The following is a 17,304-nucleotide window of genomic DNA, read 5'->3' as shown; positions in this document are numbered from 1 at the left end:
GCCCGCGACTGGACACGCCCGGCCGCGCGACGCGCTCGATGACATCCGCACCGGCCGCGACAAGGCAGGTGAGGATTTCAGCGCAACGATCTGACATGGTATGGTTTTCCACGATCCTTCCCCCTATTTGGCGGTTGCGTCATTTGGCATCGTGAAAAACCAACGCTGCATGCTAAAAGGGCTTCAAGGCAGGATCGCAGGGAGGCCCGTATGCAAGGCGAAAACAAAAAAGCAGCCCGGTCGGACCTCGATGAAGCCGCCCTCTATTTCCACAAGCATCCACGGCCTGGAAAGCTTGAAATCCAAGCGACAAAGCCGCTCGGCAACCAGCGCGACCTGGCGCTTGCCTATTCGCCCGGCGTCGCGGCGCCCTGTCTGGAAATCCGCGACAATCCGGCCGCCGCCGCCGACTACACGGCGCGCGCCAATCTGGTTGGGGTCGTCTCCAACGGTACGGCGGTGCTCGGCTTGGGCAATATCGGCCCGCTGGCCTCCAAGCCGGTGATGGAAGGCAAGGCCGTGCTGTTCAAGAAATTCGCCGGCATCGACGTCTTCGACATCGAGATCGACGCGCCTGACATCGAGCGGATGGTCGAGACGATCTCGGCGCTGGAGCCGACCTTCGGCGGTATCAACCTCGAGGACATCAAGGCGCCCGAATGTTTTGAGGTCGAGGAACGGCTGAAGGCCCGCATGGCGATACCGGTCTTCCACGACGACCAGCACGGCACCGCGATCATCGTCGCCGCCGCCGTGCTCAACGGGCTGGAATTCTCCGGCAAGACGATCTCCGACATCAAGATCGTCACCTCCGGCGCCGGGGCAGCTGCCCTCGCCTGCCTCAACTTGCTGGTTTTGCTTGGCGCGCGCATCGAAAACATCTGGGTCACAGACCGTTTCGGCGTCGCCTACAAGGGCCGCGTCGACGAGATGGACCGCTGGAAGGACCCCTATGTGAAGGACACCGAGGCGCGCACGCTGGCCGATGTGCTGCCGGGCGCCGACGTGTTCCTGGGGCTTTCGGCCGCCGGCGTGCTGAAGCCGGAATTGCTCCAGCACATGGCGCCAAAACCGCTGATCCTGGCGCTGGCCAACCCCAACCCCGAGATCATGCCGGAAGCGGCGCGGGCGGCGCGACCCGACGCGATGATCTGCACCGGCCGCTCCGATTTTCCCAACCAGGTCAACAACGTACTTTGTTTTCCTTACATTTTCCGTGGTGCGCTAGACTGCGGCGCCAGCGCCATCAACGAAGAGATGAAAATGGCTGCGGTGCGGGCGATCGCAGCCCTGGCCCGCGAGGAACCGTCGGATGTCGCCGCCCGCGCCTATTCCGGCGAAACGCCGATCTTCGGGCCCGACTTCCTGATCCCGTCGCCCTTCGACCCGCGGCTGATCCTGCGCATCGCGCCGGCGGTGGCCAAGGCCGCCTGCGACACCGGCGTCGCGACACGGCCGATCACCGACTTTGCCGCTTATATCGACACGCTCAACCGCTTCGTCTTCCGCTCCGGCCTGGTCATGAAGCCGGTGTTCACGATGGCCAAGACGTCGAGCGCCAAGCGCGTCATCTATGCCGACGGCGAGGACGAGCGCGTGCTGCGCGCCGCCCAAGTGGTGCTGGAGGAAGGCATCGCCGAGCCGATCCTGATCGGCCGCCCGCATGTCATCGAAGTCCGGCTGAAGCGCTATGGGCTGCGCATCAAGCCGGGCGTCGATTTCGGCCTGATCAATCCCGAGGACGATCCGCGTTATCGCCATTATGTCGACCTTTTGATCGAACTCGCCGGCCGGCGTGGCGTCACGACGGAGGCCGCGCGCACCATGGTGCGCACCGACAACACGGTAATCGCCGCACTTGCCCTCAAGCGTGGCGACGCCGACGCCATGGTTTGCGGCCTGGAAGGACGTTTCGAGCGGCATTTGCGCAATGTCACCCTGATCATCGGCCCGCGCGCCGGCATCAAGGATCACGACCTGTCGACGCTTTCGATGCTGATCTCGCAGCGCGGCATCATTTTCCTCACCGACACCCATGTCACCGTCGATCCGACCGCCGAGGAAATCGCCGAGATGACGGTGCTGGCAGCCGAAGAAATCCAGCGCTTCGGCATCGAGCCCAAGGCCGCCCTGCTGTCGCATTCGGATTTCGGCTCACGCGACTCGCCAAGCGCGCTCAAGATGCGGCAGGCAGCGGCGATCCTGGCGCGCATCGCGCCAGACCTGCAATGCGACGGCGAGATGCATGCCGACTCGGCTCTGTCGGAGCCGCTGCGCCAGCGGGTCTATCCGCATTCGCGGCTAAAAGGCGAAGCCAATCTGCTGGTCTTTCCCAATCTCGATTCGGCGAACATCACGCTCACCGCGCTGCGCGCGATGATGGACGCGCTCCATGTCGGCCCGATCCTGCTCGGCACCGACAGACCGGCGCATATATTGACGCCGTCGGTGACATCGCGCGGCGTCGTCAACATGACGGCGCTCGCCGTGGTCGAAGCGGCCCACAAGGCGCAGGCGGTTGTAACTCTGGGCGAAACCGGCCTTTCGCGATAAGCTAAATGAACAGTTAGCCGCAGACGCGGTAACCTTCGCAACGGACGAGGCGAGCGGAGTTCCGGATGGGCGGGAGGTGGAAGCTGACGCATGCCGCCGCATCAACTGTCGAGGTTGGCGCTGCCCCTCATCGCCCTGCCGGGCACTTCTCCCCGTATAGTGACGGGGAGAAGGGGGCAGGCCGCAGCCTCGGCGCCCTGCCTGCGACGCTGGTGATTGGCGAAACCGTCGATGACAGCGCCCCTCTCCCCGTCCCTATAGGGGGAGAGGATGCCGGCAGGCAGGTGAGGGGCAGCGCCAACGCCCGGGGCTTGAAGCCGCTGAAGCTGACGCGTGCCGCAGCACTGCTCGGTGCCCTGGCATTGTCAGGCTTTGCCATCACCCAGCCGCAGGCCGCCTCCGGTGTTTGCCGGCAACTGGAAGCCGATCTCGCGGCCGCTTCGCGCGGCGGCGGCACCAAGCCGGCCCTGCTCAGGAAATATGATGCTGCAATCGTGCGGCAGCGCCAGCAGATTTCAAAGGCCGTCAGCCAATCCAGCCGCGCCGGCTGCGGCTTTTCGCTGTCGCGCCGCAACGCCAACGCATGCGCCACACTCGACGCCACCATCGATCGCATGGCAGTCAATCTCGACGGCTTGCAAGCCAAGCGCGCTGAACTCGCCGGGGGCGGCTCGCGCCGCAATCGCGCACGCATATTGGCTTCGCTCGACGCCAATGGCTGCCGCGATGATGCGGCGCCGCCAAAGCCGGCACCGGGCCGCGACGCCAGCCTTGGAACCGGCGACCGAAACTTGCTCGACCAGCTTTTGGGCAGCGACGCAATTGGACCCGGCGCGCCCGACCGACCTGAAGAGCCCAATCAAGCTGTGGGCCCGCGCGACATCCGTACCATGCTCGACAATGCCGACGACATGGGCCAGCCGCACGGCGAATTCCGCACAATGTGCGTGCGCACCTGCGACGGCTATTTCTTCCCGATGTCGAATGCTGCCTCGCTGGGCGATTTCGAACGCGACCAGAAGAACTGCGATTCGAGTTGCCCCGGCACCGAGATGCAGGTGTTTTATACGCGCGGCTTTGGCGAGGACTCGGGCGGCATGACGTCTTCGGTAACCGGCCGGCCCTACAGCGAACTGCCGACCGCCTATCTCTACAAGCAGCCCGCGCGCCCGCCGGCCTGCGGCTGCAACGCTGCACAGAATTTCGAAATCATTGCCGGCAACCCGCCAGGCCCGAAACAGGCTGACCCCGCCGACCCCGAGAGTTTGGCCAATGTCGAAGGCCGGCTCGATCGCGAAGCCATCGAGCGCCTCGGCGTAAAACCCTCGCCGACGACCTTGCCGCCGCCGGAACAGCGCAAGGTCAGGGTCGTCGGGCCAACGTTCCTTCCCGACCCAGCAGCGGCAACAGATCTGCAAGCTCCGGCCCCGAGGGCTGGCCCGTAAGCGCCAGCCTGAGCGGCGTGAACAGCGCCTTGCCCTTGCGGCCGGTCGCTTCCCTGATCCTGCCGGTCCACTCCTTCCAGACCGACCCGTCCCAGGGGTCTTCCGGCAAAAGATCGAACGCCTGGTGAAGGAAATCGCGGTCGACGTCGGAAAAGTCCGGCTGCTCCTGCGGGCCGTGGCGAAGCGTGCGCCACCAGATTGCGGCGTCGGCCAGCCTGTCGAGATTGCCGCGCACCGCCAGCCAGAAGGGCTCAGCCTGTTCGCCGGAAATGCCGAGCACGATCAGCCGGTCGCGCGCCTCGGAAAACGGCATATGGTGCAGCAGCGTGCGATTGAGCACGAAGAGCTCGTCCGGATCGAATTTGGCGGCGGATTTCGATGTCGCCGCCGGATCGAAGCGCTCGGCAAGCTCAGTCATCGTCTGCACCGCGACGACGTTTTCCGAGGTGCCGACAAGCACCGCCAGCGAGGCGACGGCCATCGGTTCGATGCCGTTCTCGCGCAAGCTCTCGATGGACAGCGCGCCGCTCCGCTTCGACAGGCCCTCGCCCGATGCGGTGGTCAACAGATTGTGGTGACCGAACACCGGCGGCTCGGCACCCAGCGCCTGGAACAAGGCTAGCTGCACGCCGGTGTTGGTGACGTGGTCGTCGCCGCGGATGACATGGCTGATCCCCATTTCGATGTCGTCGACCACCGAAGGCAGCGTGTAAAGATAAGTGCCGTCCTCGCGCATGAGAACCGGGTCGGAAAGCGAGGCAAGATCGACGGTTTCCTCGCCGCGCACCAGATCGTTCCAGTGGATTTCGGTGCGCTCCAGCTGCAACGGGTCGCTGGTGAAATTGGGCAGGAGAAAGCGCCAGTGCGGCCGGCGGCCATCTGACTGGTATTCGGCGATCTGCTCAGCCGTCAGCGTCAATGCCTCCCGGCCGTAGACCGGCGGCAGGCCGCGCGTGCGGCGCACCTTGCGCCTGAGATCGAGTTCTTCCGGTGTTTCGTAGCAAGCATAGAGAAGGCCCGCCGCCTTCAATTTCTCCACCGCCGCATCGTAGATCTCGAAGCGCCGCGACTGGTATTCCGTGGCGTCGGGAAAGATGCCCAGCCAATGCAGGTCGTAGAGGATGGCGTCGGAGAATTCCTGCGTCGAGCGCGCGACGTCGGTGTCGTCGAAGCGCTGGATGAAGCGGCCTTTGTTGTTCATGGCGAACAGCCAGTTGAACAGCGCAGTGCGCGCATTGCCGATATGAATGCGGCCGGTGGGTGATGGGGCGAAACGGACGGTAACTGTCATGAACGGGGCGTAACGGATGGTTTTGCTGTTGACAAGAGACGCCCCCGCGCTTGGCCGCAGACATAGAACATGACGACGGCGATGAAAAGGCGGCAGCGCCGCGCGTCCTAGCGCATCGGCCCGAAAATCGGAACCGATTTTCGGAAAGCACGATGCGCAGATTCAAAAGCGTTAGAGCGTACTTTGTGCGTCCAAGTGGACGCACGTTGCTCTAATAGATGCGCGCGGCTCTATAAGTCGTCAGATCGCCAGCCCCTTGGTCAATCCGAGCGCCTGGCGCTCGAACAGCCGGCGGTAGATGCCGCCTTGCAGCCGGATCAGCTGATCATGCGAGTCCTCCTCGACGATGCGGCCGCGATCGAACACCAAAAGCCTGTCCAGCGCCCGTACCGTCGAAAGCCGGTGCGCGATGACCAGGGTCGTGCGGCCGACCATCAACCGCTCCATCGCCAGCTGGATCAGCACCTCCGATTCTGAATCCAGGCTCGATGTTGCCTCGTCCAGAATGAGGATCCGCGCATCGGCAAGGAAAGCCCGCGCGATCGCCACCCGCTGGCGCTCGCCGCCCGATAGTTTCACGCCGCGCTCGCCGACCAGCGTGGCATAGCCTTTCGGCAGATCGACGATGAAGTCGTGCGCGCTCGGGTTGTGCACTTCCTCGCGGCAGCCATTTCCGGGAAACGGCGATCTATCCGCCATCCCTGAACCGGTTGGTGATGGGATAACGGCGGTCGCGGCCGAAATTCTTTTTGGTGATCTTCACGCCCGGCGCCGCCTGCCGACGCTTGTATTCGGCGATGTAGAGCAGATGCTCGACGCGCGTCACCGTCGCCCGGTCGTGGCCGCGGGCAACGATCTCGTCGACACCCATCTCGTTCTCGACCAGACACTCCAATATGTCGTCCAGCACCGGGTAGGGCGGCAGCGAATCCTGATCCGTCTGGTTCTCGCGCAGTTCCGCCGACGGCGCCTTGTCGATGATGTTGTTCGGGATCACCTCGCCGGAAGGGCCCAGCGCACCCGGCGGCACATGGGTGTTGCGCCAGCGCGCCAGCGCATAAACCTGCATCTTATAGAGGTCCTTGATCGGGTTGAAGCCGCCATTCATATCGCCGTAGAGCGTGGCGTAGCCGACCGACATCTCGCTCTTGTTGCCGGTGGTGACCACCATCGAGCCGAACTTGTTGGAGATTGCCATCAAAATGGTGCCGCGCGCGCGGCTCTGCAGGTTTTCTTCAGTGATGCCTTCCTTGGTGCCCTCGAAAAGCTGCGTCAGCGTATGCAGGAATCCCTCGACCGGCTCGAAGATCGGCACGATGTCGTAGCGGCAGCCGAGCGCGCGGGCGCAGTCCTCGGCATCTGCAAGCGAGTCCTTCGAGGTGTAGCGGTAGGGCATCATCACGGCGCGCAGCCGCTCCTCGCCGAGTGCATCGACGGCAAGCGCTGCGCAGATCGCCGAATCGATGCCGCCGGAGAGGCCGAGCACAACGTTCCTGAAGCCATTCTTGTTGACGTAGTCGCGCAGGCCCAGCATGCAGGCGCGGTAATCGGCCTCCTCCTTTTCCGGGATTTTCGACATTGGTCCTTCGGAGCAGACCCAGCCCTCGGAATTATTTCCATTTTGCGCGCCTGCGGCGGCGCGGTTGCGCTTCCAGGTGGTGACGTTGACCGCTTCCTCGAACTGGCTCATCTGGAAGGCCAGCGTCTTGTCCGAACCTATGGCGAACGACGCGCCGTCGAAGATCAGTTCGTCCTGGCCGCCAAGCTGATTGGCGTAGATGATCGGCAGTCCACATTCGATGACCTGGCGAATGACAACCTGCTGGCGGATATCGACCTTGCCGCGATAATAGGGCGAGCCGTTCGGCACCAGCAGGATTTCAGCGCCGCTTTCGGCCAGCGTCTCGCAGACGCCGACATCGCCCCAGATGTCTTCGCAGATCGGAATTCCCAGGCGTACGCCGCGGAAATTGACCGGCCCCTGGATTTCAGGGCCGGCCTGGAAGACGCGCTTCTCGTCGAATTCGCCGTAGTTCGGCAAATCGAGCTTGTAGCGCTCGGCAAGGATCTTGCCGCCATCGGCAAAGATGATCGAATTGTGCGTGCCGCTCTTGCGCTTCAGCGGCGTGCCGATGATGACGCCCGGCCCGCCATCGGCAGTGTCGCCAGCGAAGTCCTGCGCCGCCCGCTCGCAGGCCTTCAAGAACGCCGGCTTCAGCACCAGATCTTCGGGGGGATAACCGGCGAGGAAAAGCTCGGTGAACAGCACGAGGTCGGCGCCTTGTCGGGCGGCATCCGCCCTCGCCTCGCGCGCCTTGACGAGATTGCCGGCGACATCGCCAACCGTTGGATTGAGCTGGGCGACGGCGATGCGCAATATGTCGGAAGCGGTCTTGTCGGTCATGCCTGCTGACTTAGCGCGACAGAATTCGCCGGGCAATGGCGTTTGCTTGGACCATCCCAGAACGAATGACCTATGTCATTCGTGTCTGACCGATCGGACCATCGCGTCCTATTCGCCCATATATTCGCGCAGTGCCTCCGGCGAGTGGTTTTCGCCGATCGACATCGCCAGGATGCGTGAAATATTCCGGCGCGGCAGCCCGGTATCCGCCGCCCAGGCATTGATCTGGTTCTGGATCTTGTCGAGATCCCGCTTCGATGTCGGGTGTTCGGCGATGTCCAGGCCAGCGTCGCGAAGTGCGGCCGCCATGTCGCCTGAGACGATGAAGGCGTCCCACTCCAGCCACCTCAAAAAATACTGGCCGGTATTGCCGCCAAGCCGGCTGCCATGCTTGGCGAGATAGGCCATCAGCCCAACCTGGTCGTCTTCTGGCCAGTCGGCGAGGAACCTGCCAAAGCCGCCATGCTCCTTCGACACAAGCTCGACGAAGGCCGCGTTTTCGCGAACCGACTTGATCTTCTGCGGATTGCGCACGATGCGCTCGTCGGCCGTCAAATCGTGCCAGAAATCGTCAGGCTGGAACAACAGCCGTTTCGGCTCAAAGCCGAGAAACGCTTGTTCGAAACCCGGCCATTTCTGCTCGATGACCCGCCAGACGAAGCCTGCGGCAAAAACACGCTCGGCCATGGTCGACAGGATGCGGTCATCGGTAATGTCAGCCACTGCGGCGTTGTCGGGCATCGGCCCCAGCAGCGACGCCAGCACCGCTTCCCCGCCCTTGCGTTTGGCCGCGCGGGCGCGGATTTTCTGAAAATTCATCATTGTTTCCTCACCCTGTCGCGGCAATCTACCACTTCCCGTGCGAACCGGCAGCCTCTACGTCTATCGCTGACGACGGAGGCGACAATGAACAAGACGATCGAAGATTTGGCAAAGCGCTGGCTGAGGCGAAGGCCAGATGGCCTAAGCCAGGTCGAGAACCAGGTGCTGCAAAGCACGCTCGAACGCACCACGATCGCGAAGGACACCAACAAGGCCGTCGCATTTCACCAGACGTTTGGCGACCGCCTCGCCGACACCATCGCCCGGATCGGCGGCTCGTGGTCCTTCATCCTTGGCTTCCTCGCCTTCCTGATCCTGTGGACGTCAGGCAATGCCTGGCTGTTGTCGCGCGATGCCTTCGATCCCTATCCCTTCATCTTCCTCAACCTTATCCTCTCGATGGTCGCTGCGCTGCAGGCGCCGGTGATCATGATGGCGCAGAACCGCCAGGCCGAGCGCGACCGCATCGACGCCGCCCACGACTACGAGGTCAATCTCAAGGCCGAGATCGAGATCATGGCGCTGCATGAGAAGCTGGACGAACTGCGCCACAGCCAGGTCGTTGGCATGCGCGACGAGATCGCGCAGTTGGCCGAGCAGGTGAAGCGGATCGACGAGATTCTGTCGAAGCAGCGGACGCCTTCATGACGGATGCCATTCATAATCTCATCGAGCAATATGGGCTGATTGCCGTCTTTCTGGGCTGTGTCGCCGAGGGCGAAAGTGCCGCCCTCCTCGGCGGGTTTTTCGCGCATCAGCATGTTTTCGTGCTGTGGCAGGCGTTTCTGGCGGCAGCCATCGGCGCCTTTCTCGGCGACAGCTTTTTCTTTATCCTCGGACGAAGCTTCGCCGACCATCCGTTCGTGGTCAAACTGAAGGGCCGGCCGGGTTTCAGCCACGCCTATCGTCTTGTCTCCACCCATCCCGACATTTTCGTGCTGTCGAACCGTTTCATTTACGGCCTGCGCCTGGTCGGCGGCATCGCGGCCGGATTGTCCGGCATTGCCGTGACGCGCTTTGTCATTCTCAACGCCATTTCATCGATGATCTGGGCCGGACTGTTCACCACCATCGGCTATGTGTTCGGGCTGGGCGCGGAGCGCATCGTCGGCGAGGCGTTGGTCCGTCACGAGCGATTGCTGATCGCCCTGGCGATTGGCCTGGGCGTAGCCGTCCTTGCCTGGTTCGTCGCCAACCATGTCGCTAAGAAAGAACGTGCCAAGGACGCTAAGGAGACGTGAGGATCAGCCGACACCGAGCGCGCGGCCACGATCGAGTATCAGCGGGATGATCAGGTCTTCCTCGTCGGCAAGGTGCCGGGTCAGCATGGCGATCAGCCGGCTGTTCTCGTCGGCATAGGCATCGGCGGCAAAGCGCTGCTTGTCCTCGCTCTCCTGAAGCGTGCGGATGAAAGCGTATGCGGCCTCGGCATTGCGCTCCAGCCCTTCATGGATCGTATGATGATCGGCATCGAGAATCTCGAAGCCGCGCCTCAGCCGGGTCTCGGCCTTGGCGAAGACCGGAAAATAATGGATATCCTCGACATTGTGGTGGCCGTCGAGATGCCCAAGAAAATGGTTGAGCCGCGGCGCGAACCAGCGCGCGAATTCCGTCACCGTCAGCCTGCCCTCGCGATAGTCGCCAATGCCGTTGGTCAGCATGCCGCCGAGCTCGCGAAACATGTCGTGCCGCTGCAGCCACATAGTGGCGATGCCGTGGATGTTGGCGTGGCCCTGCCAGACCTCGCGCGGGTATTTATCGGCCAGCCAGCGCAAATCGGCCGGCAGGCCCGCGCGTTCGAGCAGCAGGGAATCGACGGTCATGTCGGTCTCCTCAGACCATGATCCCGGAAAGTGGATACCGGTTTTCGGAACAGATCATAGGATCAGATCGTGGTGACCGGCATGTAGGGATTCGATGGCTAGATCGGTAGCCCCAGGATTCGCTCGATGATGGCGATGCCCCAGACGCCGGCAACGATCACCACTGAAATCAGCACCGCCAGGGAACCGCAGTCCTTGGCGAGCTGGATATCGACGTTGAATTCCCGGCTGAATGCATCGCATGCGGCCTCGATGCCGGTGTTCAGCACTTCGACCAGGATCAGCAGCAGCACCGCGCCGATCAGCAGCGCATAGCCGCGCCACGACACCGAAACAAACCAGCCGAGCGGCAGCGCCAGCACGAGCAGCATCAGTTCCTGCTGGAAGGCTTTTTCGCTGGAAGCCAATTTGCGAAATGCCCGCACTGAATTGTAGAAAGCATCGATCAGCCGCTGCATGCCAAACCTTTTCCGAATCACCGGCAGGGGATAGCGCAATGGCCGGATCAAGGGAATAAGGCGATCGCTGCAAAAAATCAGTCGCCGGCGAGCTTGTCACTCATCCGGCGACCTTGATGACGGCGTCGACTTCTCGAACTGCGGCAGCCCATCGTCGATCGTGTAGTAGTCGCCCTTGTCGCCGACGAAGATGTGGCATTGGCCCTGAAGTCCGGTGGGCTTGTCGAACAGTCCGGCGAGAATCGAGACATATTCATCATCCTGCGGCTTCCAGAACAGCAGCGAGCCGCATGTCTTACAGAAACCGCGCCTGGCAAACGAAGATGCTTCGTACCAGGTGATGCTTTCCGCGCCCGCTATTGTGATGTCTGCGTTGGGAACATTGGTTGCAGCGTAGAAATGCCCGCTCTGCTTCCGGCACTGCGAGCAGTGGCAGTAGACGACGCCGCGCAAGACCCCTCGTGTCTTGAACCGCACAGTCCCGCACAGGCATGATCCGCTATGCGTGTCGTCCATCTCGCCTCCAAACGCAGTCGTCATCCTCGGCGTCCTTTGCCAGGATTCCAGTTTTGCAGCGGCTGCGCCCAAGCAAATGCGACATTCGACGGGCGTGTTCCGCATAGCACGTTTGGACAACGCGCGATGGGAGCCGCGCGAGCAGCCTCTCGGCAGTGCACAAATTGTTTAAGGCCAGCGTCTTTCCATATGAATTTTTATGGTCTACATTTTCATCAGAAAGGAGAAGATGCCGGCGATGCAACCCCATCCCGCCGCCAACGCGGCCGAAAATGCAGTCCTGACCAAGGCCACGCTGCGCGCCGCCGACCTGCTGGACATTACCGCCAGGATTCTGGCCTCCATCATCGGGGTTTCGGAAGCCACGGTTTCTCGCATGCGCAGGCAAGAGTTCCTGCTGGAGCGTGGAACCAAGCCGTTCGAGCTTGCCGTGCTGTTCGTCCGCCTGTTTCGCTCGCTCGACGCCATTGTCGGCGGCGACGAGACCGTCGCCCGGGCATGGCTGAAGAACGCCAACACGGCCTTCGATGGCACCCCGCTCGAAAAAATCGTGACGATAGCAGGACTAGTCGATGTCATCGCCTATTTGGACTCCCGACGCGCTCTCGTCTGAGGCCGCCAAACTTAATGGCAAATATCGGCTCGACGGCAAATACTGGCGCATGGTCGAGGCGCAGCACCGCGTCTCGACATTGAAAGTCGTTGACACGCTCGACGAGCAGGCCCTCCTCGAAGACCTGATCGAGGAAACCAAGCCGCAAATCCCCTTGGAATGCCGGCATCTGCATTATCTCTTGGCAACGCCCTTCCGCTACGGCTCGATCTATCCGCACGGTTCGCGCTTCCGCCGCGCCGGCAGGACCAAGGGCGTCTACTACGCGGCGGAAACCATGATGACCGCAGTTTCCGAAATGGCTTTCTACCGCCTGCTGTTCTTCGCGGAATCGCCGGCTACGCCGTGGCCGCGCGACGCCGCCGAATACACCGCCTTCGCCGCCGCGATACGCAGCACAAAAATGATCGACCTGACGCGTCCGCCGCTCGACCGCGACGCGGCGGCGTGGACGCACCCGACCGACTACGCTGCCTGCCAAAATATTGCCGACGTCGCGCGCGAAGCCGGGCTCGAGGCGATCCGCTATCGCTCCGTGCGCGACCCGAAAGGCGCCAATGTGGCGCTGCTGGCATGTAGCGGCTTTGCCAAGCCGAAACCGCTGGAACCCCATACCTGGCGCATCAGGCTGGGCACCTTCGGCGTGCAGGCGATCTGTGAGTTCCCGGAAAAGCGGATCGAGTTTTCCAGGACGGCCTTTGCCGCCGATCCCCGGCTCAACGCACTGCGCTGGGAGCGCGGCCGCTGACCAGATACCAGTGAAAATCCGACGCTAAACTACCGCTTGGGGTGCGATGCGCCTATAGTCAAATGGAAAGATGCGCCAGGAGCGGACGCTTGGCGCCAATGTGCCAAACGTCGTGATTGGTGACGTAACCTGACCGTCCGTGATTGGGAGCCATATGGCTAAAGCGGCCGATCCGCTACCGCCCGAATACCGGAACCGCTCAGTTGTCCGGTTACGTCGCGTTTAGCTCTGCCATGTAAGGAATTCGGAAGCCGGAGGCCGCGCGCTAATGTTGGACAACTACGAGGTCGACGGGTTTGGTGTGATCCACCAGATCGACTTCACACCGATCAAGTACGACAAGCAATACATTTCCTATTACGAGGACCTGAGTGACCGGACCATCAAGCTCGGATATCAGCGACTTGGCTGGGTGCTGGGAATCACCGGCCAAATTCCTCGTTCCGTGCTGGAGATTGGATATGGCACGGGGACATTCGTCGAAGCCGCGAAAATAACCGGGGTCGCCGACTGCGCCGGCTGCGACGTCGCCAGGTTTCCGCTGCCCAAGGGCGTCCGCTTTGTCGGTTGGGACGAGGCTCTCGCCAGCTCGTGGGATCTCGTCGCCATGTTCGACGTGCTTGAGCACATCCCGGACCTGGGTTTCCTCGCCCGCCTTCAGGCCCGCTACCTGGCCGTCGCCGTCCCTTATTGCCGCTGGCGCGAGCTCGGCACCGCCGGCGACGCGTGGTTCCGAACGTGGCGTATGCGTCTCCCCAACGAGCACCTGCACCATTTCGACCGTGACTCGCTGGTGGCACTCCTCGCACACAGCGGCTTCCAGTGCGTGACGCTGAACTGCTTCGAGGACGGGATTAGACTGCGGCCCGGCGAAGTGGGTCCGAATATTCTGTCCGGCTTCTTTAGAAAGCCATAGGCCAGTTTCCCCGCGGGCTCGACCAAGCGATAACGCTCGCGCTGTTTTCCCGCCCCAAAGCCGACTTGGTCCTTTCTCGTCCGGATTTGATCCTGACTGTGGGAAACGGCGAGTCAGGTAAGGTTTTGACGGATCGCTTTTCACTAAACTGCCGACGCTCAGCGCCAAACAATGAGCGTCCTGGTTGGGGCCGGAAGCGGAACGTCCGCTTTCGGGATGATGAGGCTAGAAAGCCGACCTTTCATCCAGGGTAGTGCCGACCGCTTTGCGCCAGAAGCTGGCCTCCGTGATATCATCTCCAAATATCGCGTTTCAGATCGGATACCTGAAGAACGCCGTTGGCGAGGGTAGCGACGGCATCGACAACGATGGACACAGCGAAGTCGACATCGACACAGGGCGGCTTCGGCCGCCCCTGCCCCACGTTTGATGGCAACGGATGACGTTCAGGGCTCTGTAGCACGGCGGCGACGAGCCCGACACGATGTCGCAGGCGAATCCACGCGACGGGCACCAAGGGCCGTCCCCCACTCTATGTTCCCTTCACGATTCTCGGCTTAATTGGTCGGCGGGGTTGAGCCGCACTCTCAAGGACCAAGGCCAGCCGCTTCTCGTCTTCGATGGCGCGATCGACTGCCTCGATTTCCTCTTGGAGCTCCTTTAGCTCGGCTCCGTAGCTGGAGCCGTCGCTGTCCCCGATCTGAAAGCCGCTTGCCCGCATTGCGTCGCGGGTATGGTGCACGTTACGGACTCTTTCGCGTCGAGTCGCGACCAGGATTTCCCTGAACTCTTCAAGACGTTCAACGTGATTGCGAGTCATGCGTTCTCCTATTTCGTCGTCATCGGCGCTGACGGCGATTCAGCACGGCTAAAACTTACGGCGCAGAAAGTTTAAGCGACTCTAAGAGATACGCTCGACAAAACATGAATGCGAAAGCTCAAATTTGACCGTCTTGCAATAAAGTGGAGCGCGGGAGGAGGAAATTGGTTTGGGACCCGACTGATCACCGACCAGGTGCTAGACTCTTCGGCCGAGCGCGTCTGCTGCTCGGCGCGCTTGCTGGTCCATCCAGCTGCCGATTCTGGATCGAGAGGGTCCGTTTCTGAGCGCACAGCGACGCTGGTCTCAATGTCCGATAAGCGGCGCATTGCTGCTCGAGAGCATAGTGGGCCGTAAGCAGTCCGGCAGCTATCAGGAAGCGGCGCAACAAAGCGGCCGTTCTGTTGACGGCCCCTTTGCGGACTCAAAGCAGGGTTCACAGACGAAGTGAGAACGATAGCGTGGATCCTCTAACAGCGTGCCAAAGCCGAGAAGAAATGCTCCCTGTGCGAGCACAACTGCCACAGCCATGATGCCAACTCCTGAAGCCAGTTTGCAAGCCAAGCCGACCGATGAAGAAAAGCGCCAAGGGCGTATCAATGCAACGATTGCGCCTGATGCCAGCAGAATAAGCGCTGGAACGCCTAAGACCACGGCGTGCATCTCCAGCATAAGGGCGAACGGAGTATCCGCTTTTATCATCGGCTTAATGACTGAAGGGCTAGCATTCCACCATTTATAACCTGCCATTGGCGCTGTGCGCGGGATTTAGGCTGCCGCGGATCGGACACCGCCGGCACCGGCGAGTCGTCCAACGATCTTGCTCAACGTCCGCAGCGTCCAGGCCAGCGGCGCCAGAACCATCCTCAGCAGAAAAGCCAGGACAAGACAGAGTATAAGGTAGGCCGCAAAGGCGCCGAGCCAGGCCGGGAGACCTGCTTGTTCGGCTATCCAACCGGCCGCGTTTGTCAGAAGGTGAGGTCGCGTGATCGCCACATAGGGAAGTGCGACGACGGCGGCGACACCGGCTGCGGTACCGACGGCGGAAAGCGATTGGAACGCACCTTTGCCTGCAGCCCTCAGATGTGCTATCCGCACAGTTCCGCGACCAGCTGCGGCCACCGGTGCCCTCGCAACGCGCAATGCCTTGGCTGCGGCGCCCATGCCCCCGACGACGATTGCCGCATTGAAGGCCGCCCAACCCATCTCGCCCCAGGTCGGAAGCCGCTCGCCGCGGGTGATCACCCCTTCCAGATCGGAAACGCCGCCCAGGACTATGTTCTTCGCACCAAGCAACGTACGGGTGAACTGTCTGCGGACTGCTGTTCCGTCAACGATCTCGAACTCCGACAGCATCTCATGCCCGCGATCCTTGAGCTCGTGAATGGCAATAAGCCCATATTGCTCCGGCGAAATCTCGGCGAGGCCGAATCCCATCTGCCGGCCGTCCCACAGGCTCGAGAGGCCCTGACCGACGGTTTCCTGCAACAAGTACTGCGACGATCCATTCTTCACGAAGTAAGCAATCACCGGCACGACCGGATGGCCGAGACGGTCGAAAACCTCCACGAAATCCGCATCCTCGCCATAGACGAGGAACACTCTGGCTGCATCGTCGGCATATTTCGCCGCTGCCTCATGCCAGCCGAGCCCGCCTGCCGCGCAGGCTGCAAGAACCCATGGCCGAGCCTGCTCCACAGCTTTGCTGCTGAGCGGGCAACGGGTGTCGTCCCGGCGAACTTCCTCTGCCAGCGCGGCTCGCATGACCTCATCCTCGAAGTGATGGGGCTCCCGCCATTCCCATCTGAGCGTCAGGACGATCGCCACAACGAGTGAGGCTGCTAGCAGATATCTCATTCTCAAGGGGGCATCCTCCCGCAGTCATGTCATGCCAAGACGTGCCGAAGCTATCAGCCTATCCCGATGAAGCGATCGTTAGTTCTGGGATGTGGTGGAAATTTGCTGGAGGGTGCGCGACAGCGGACGTTCCGTTTTCCACCAACCTCGCTGTTCATGGTCATTCTATTTTGGGCCGAGATCGGTCCGGCAGCTTCTGGACTCCAGAAATCGATAGCAGACATCCGATCAGTTTGGATTGAAGTCTCCAACTGACCCAAGGCGACCTATGTCTCGGGTGATGCGAATGGCCACTTCACGCCAGCATGGCGGTCATTCCTGCGGTCCTGTACATTCACCAAAAGCGGACATCAGAAGCGGTCGTTGGTGTGCCCGAGCGAGAAACACCCTGGCGATCAATCGGGACATTCGGCACCGGTACCGACCCAAGCAGCGATCAGGGCGGCAAAGGTCTCCTGCGATCCCGGAGGGGCACTGCGCCCATCGCCCGGGTGCCAGGCCCAGCCAACCAGATGGTCTTCGCCCATGTGCCGTACAAGATCGGCATGGGAACGATTGCCGTTACGGCTCGTGTCTTTCACCTGCTGGCAAATCTCACCCACGGTCAAACCCTGCCAAGCCATGCTGGCTGGTGCCAACGACCAGTGCGCGTTGCCCGGAATGGATTTCATGCGGCTGCCGACGATCGGACGATTCTCGGCACCGTGGCAGGTGCTGCAGACAAGCCCCGCCGGACCCAGCGAGCTTTGGCTAGCAATTATCAACGGCACATGCGGATGCATGTCCTCACCCTGGGTCGGGCTGCGCGTCGCTGGATGGCAGTTGATGCAACGCGGATGCGTCAGGACACGGCTGGCCTCCTCGAAGATGGCCTTTGAACGCGCGCTGGTTTCCGCAATCGCATCAAAGTCAGAGGCGGCCTTGAGAGAACCGCTATCCAATGTTTCAGCATAGCCCCGCAAGAGCCCCATACTGGTAACGATTGCGGTCGCAGCCAGCAAGGTGGTGAGCGGGATAGCGAGAAGCCGCTTGGCCATG

The 17,304-nt window shown here is 61.9% G+C and carries 17 protein-coding genes and 1 pseudogene; 7 read left to right on the top strand and 11 right to left on the bottom strand.

Annotated elements, in window-relative coordinates; translation table 11 throughout:
• Window positions 1-210 precede the first annotated feature (210 nt).
• Window positions 211-2,553, top strand: a complete 2,343-nt coding sequence (locus NMG70_RS18500) for an NADP-dependent malic enzyme (protein WP_254025884.1) — start codon at window positions 211-213, stop codon at window positions 2,551-2,553.
• A gap of 65 nt (window positions 2,554-2,618) precedes the next feature.
• The gene (locus NMG70_RS18495) at window positions 2,619-3,998 is read left to right on the top strand and encodes a DUF2865 domain-containing protein (RefSeq protein ID WP_254025883.1); all 1,380 of its coding nucleotides are present in this window, start codon (window positions 2,619-2,621) and stop codon (window positions 3,996-3,998) included.
• Here the strand turns inward: NMG70_RS18495 and gltX are convergent.
• The 4 genes and pseudogenes from gltX to NMG70_RS18475 all read right to left on the bottom strand — a co-directional run bounded on the left by gltX (window position 3,916) and on the right by NMG70_RS18475 (window position 8,515).
• A complete protein-coding gene (gene gltX, locus NMG70_RS18490; protein ID WP_254025882.1) occupies window positions 3,916-5,289 on the bottom strand; it encodes a glutamate--tRNA ligase in 1,374 nt (457 codons plus the stop codon). The genes NMG70_RS18495 and gltX overlap by 83 nt on opposite strands.
• Window positions 5,290-5,529: 240 nt before the next feature.
• Window positions 5,530-5,931 (bottom strand): annotated as a pseudogene (locus NMG70_RS18485) (ATP-binding cassette domain-containing protein); the annotation flags it as partial.
• 46 nt (window positions 5,932-5,977) lie between these two features.
• Window positions 5,978-7,693, bottom strand: coding sequence for an NAD+ synthase (locus NMG70_RS18480; RefSeq protein WP_254025881.1), 1,716 nt, complete (start codon window positions 7,691-7,693; stop codon window positions 5,978-5,980).
• 108 nt (window positions 7,694-7,801) lie between these two features.
• Entirely contained in the window at window positions 7,802-8,515 is a 714-nt protein-coding gene (locus tag NMG70_RS18475; RefSeq protein WP_254025880.1) for a DNA-3-methyladenine glycosylase I, read from the bottom strand.
• 84 nt (window positions 8,516-8,599) lie between these two features.
• On the opposite strand from NMG70_RS18475, the gene NMG70_RS18470 reads away from it, so the two are divergent.
• Both NMG70_RS18470 and NMG70_RS18465 read left to right on the top strand, forming a co-directional pair.
• Window positions 8,600-9,163, top strand: coding sequence for a DUF1003 domain-containing protein (locus tag NMG70_RS18470; RefSeq protein ID WP_254025879.1), 564 nt, complete (start codon window positions 8,600-8,602; stop codon window positions 9,161-9,163).
• Entirely contained in the window at window positions 9,160-9,756 is a 597-nt protein-coding gene (locus tag NMG70_RS18465; RefSeq protein WP_254025878.1) for a DedA family protein, read from the top strand. The genes NMG70_RS18470 and NMG70_RS18465 overlap by 4 nt, the downstream gene beginning before the upstream one ends.
• Before the next feature lie 3 nt (window positions 9,757-9,759).
• Here NMG70_RS18465 and NMG70_RS18460 read toward each other — a convergent pair whose 3' ends face one another.
• The 3 genes from NMG70_RS18460 to NMG70_RS18450 form a co-directional block, all read right to left on the bottom strand.
• Window positions 9,760-10,338: a hemerythrin domain-containing protein gene (locus NMG70_RS18460; RefSeq protein ID WP_254025877.1), complete on the bottom strand. Its 579-nt coding sequence runs from the start codon at window positions 10,336-10,338 to the stop codon at window positions 9,760-9,762.
• 98 nt (window positions 10,339-10,436) lie between these two features.
• Window positions 10,437-10,796, bottom strand: a complete 360-nt coding sequence (locus tag NMG70_RS18455; RefSeq protein WP_254025876.1) for a diacylglycerol kinase — start codon at window positions 10,794-10,796, stop codon at window positions 10,437-10,439.
• Between the two features lie 96 nt (window positions 10,797-10,892).
• Window positions 10,893-11,312, bottom strand: coding sequence for a GFA family protein (locus tag NMG70_RS18450; RefSeq protein WP_254026230.1), 420 nt, complete (start codon window positions 11,310-11,312; stop codon window positions 10,893-10,895).
• Between the two features lie 229 nt (window positions 11,313-11,541).
• Here NMG70_RS18450 and NMG70_RS18445 point away from each other — a divergent pair, with 229 nt between their 5' ends.
• The 3 genes from NMG70_RS18445 (at window position 11,542) to NMG70_RS18435 (ending at window position 13,589) form a co-directional block, all read left to right on the top strand.
• Window positions 11,542-11,925, top strand: a complete 384-nt coding sequence (locus NMG70_RS18445) for an antitoxin Xre/MbcA/ParS toxin-binding domain-containing protein (RefSeq protein ID WP_436798427.1) — start codon at window positions 11,542-11,544, stop codon at window positions 11,923-11,925.
• Window positions 11,885-12,673 carry an RES family NAD+ phosphorylase gene (locus tag NMG70_RS18440; RefSeq protein ID WP_254025874.1) on the top strand — a complete coding sequence of 263 codons (789 nt, stop codon included), beginning with the start codon at window positions 11,885-11,887 and terminating at the stop codon, window positions 12,671-12,673. Before NMG70_RS18445 ends, NMG70_RS18440 begins: the two co-directional genes overlap by 41 nt.
• Window positions 12,674-12,941: 268 nt before the next feature.
• Window positions 12,942-13,589 (top strand): class I SAM-dependent methyltransferase, encoded by a 648-nt coding sequence (locus tag NMG70_RS18435; protein ID WP_254025873.1) that lies wholly within the window; start codon window positions 12,942-12,944, stop codon window positions 13,587-13,589.
• Window positions 13,590-14,121: 532 nt separating this feature from the next.
• Here NMG70_RS18435 and NMG70_RS18430 read toward each other — a convergent pair.
• The 4 genes from NMG70_RS18430 to NMG70_RS18415 all read right to left on the bottom strand — a co-directional run bounded on the left by NMG70_RS18430 (window position 14,122) and on the right by NMG70_RS18415 (window position 17,303).
• Entirely contained in the window at window positions 14,122-14,409 is a 288-nt protein-coding gene (locus NMG70_RS18430; RefSeq protein WP_254025872.1) for a hypothetical protein, read from the bottom strand.
• A gap of 372 nt (window positions 14,410-14,781) precedes the next feature.
• Window positions 14,782-15,159, bottom strand: a complete 378-nt coding sequence (locus tag NMG70_RS18425; protein WP_254025871.1) for a hypothetical protein — start codon at window positions 15,157-15,159, stop codon at window positions 14,782-14,784.
• A gap of 18 nt (window positions 15,160-15,177) precedes the next feature.
• Entirely contained in the window at window positions 15,178-16,266 is a 1,089-nt protein-coding gene (locus tag NMG70_RS18420; protein WP_254025870.1) for a hypothetical protein, read from the bottom strand.
• A 395-nt stretch (window positions 16,267-16,661) separates the two neighbouring features.
• A complete protein-coding gene (locus tag NMG70_RS18415) occupies window positions 16,662-17,303 on the bottom strand; it encodes an Isoquinoline 1-oxidoreductase subunit (protein ID WP_254025869.1) in 642 nt (213 codons plus the stop codon).
• Window position 17,304: the final 1 nt, after the last annotated feature.

This window comes from Mesorhizobium ventifaucium (genome assembly GCF_935822925.1).
Lineage (GTDB): Bacteria > Pseudomonadota > Alphaproteobacteria > Rhizobiales > Rhizobiaceae > Mesorhizobium > Mesorhizobium ventifaucium.
Note: the sequence above shows the minus strand (reverse complement) of the source record. Positions and strands in the feature narration are given on the sequence as shown.

Excerpts from the sequence above, each read along its gene's own strand:
- NMG70_RS18500 (WP_254025884.1), top strand. The coding sequence starts at position 211 with ATGCAAGGCGAAAACAAAAAAGCAGCCCGGTCGGACCTCGATGAAGCC.
- NMG70_RS18495 (WP_254025883.1), top strand. The coding sequence starts at position 2,619 with ATGGGCGGGAGGTGGAAGCTGACGCATGCCGCCGCATCAACTGTCGAG.
- gltX (WP_254025882.1), bottom strand. The coding sequence starts at position 5,289 with ATGACAGTTACCGTCCGTTTCGCCCCATCACCCACCGGCCGCATTCAT.
- NMG70_RS18480 (WP_254025881.1), bottom strand. The coding sequence starts at position 7,693 with ATGACCGACAAGACCGCTTCCGACATATTGCGCATCGCCGTCGCCCAG.
- NMG70_RS18475 (WP_254025880.1), bottom strand. The coding sequence starts at position 8,515 with ATGATGAATTTTCAGAAAATCCGCGCCCGCGCGGCCAAACGCAAGGGC.
- NMG70_RS18470 (WP_254025879.1), top strand. The coding sequence starts at position 8,600 with ATGAACAAGACGATCGAAGATTTGGCAAAGCGCTGGCTGAGGCGAAGG.
- NMG70_RS18465 (WP_254025878.1), top strand. The coding sequence starts at position 9,160 with ATGACGGATGCCATTCATAATCTCATCGAGCAATATGGGCTGATTGCC.
- NMG70_RS18460 (WP_254025877.1), bottom strand. The coding sequence starts at position 10,338 with ATGACCGTCGATTCCCTGCTGCTCGAACGCGCGGGCCTGCCGGCCGAT.
- NMG70_RS18455 (WP_254025876.1), bottom strand. The coding sequence starts at position 10,796 with ATGCAGCGGCTGATCGATGCTTTCTACAATTCAGTGCGGGCATTTCGC.
- NMG70_RS18450 (WP_254026230.1), bottom strand. The coding sequence starts at position 11,312 with ATGGACGACACGCATAGCGGATCATGCCTGTGCGGGACTGTGCGGTTC.
- NMG70_RS18445 (WP_436798427.1), top strand. The coding sequence starts at position 11,542 with ATGCCGGCGATGCAACCCCATCCCGCCGCCAACGCGGCCGAAAATGCA.
- NMG70_RS18440 (WP_254025874.1), top strand. The coding sequence starts at position 11,885 with ATGTCATCGCCTATTTGGACTCCCGACGCGCTCTCGTCTGAGGCCGCC.
- NMG70_RS18435 (WP_254025873.1), top strand. The coding sequence starts at position 12,942 with ATGTTGGACAACTACGAGGTCGACGGGTTTGGTGTGATCCACCAGATC.
- NMG70_RS18430 (WP_254025872.1), bottom strand. The coding sequence starts at position 14,409 with ATGACTCGCAATCACGTTGAACGTCTTGAAGAGTTCAGGGAAATCCTG.
- NMG70_RS18425 (WP_254025871.1), bottom strand. The coding sequence starts at position 15,159 with ATGGCAGGTTATAAATGGTGGAATGCTAGCCCTTCAGTCATTAAGCCG.
- NMG70_RS18420 (WP_254025870.1), bottom strand. The coding sequence starts at position 16,266 with ATGAGATATCTGCTAGCAGCCTCACTCGTTGTGGCGATCGTCCTGACG.
- NMG70_RS18415 (WP_254025869.1), bottom strand. The coding sequence starts at position 17,303 with ATGGCCAAGCGGCTTCTCGCTATCCCGCTCACCACCTTGCTGGCTGCG.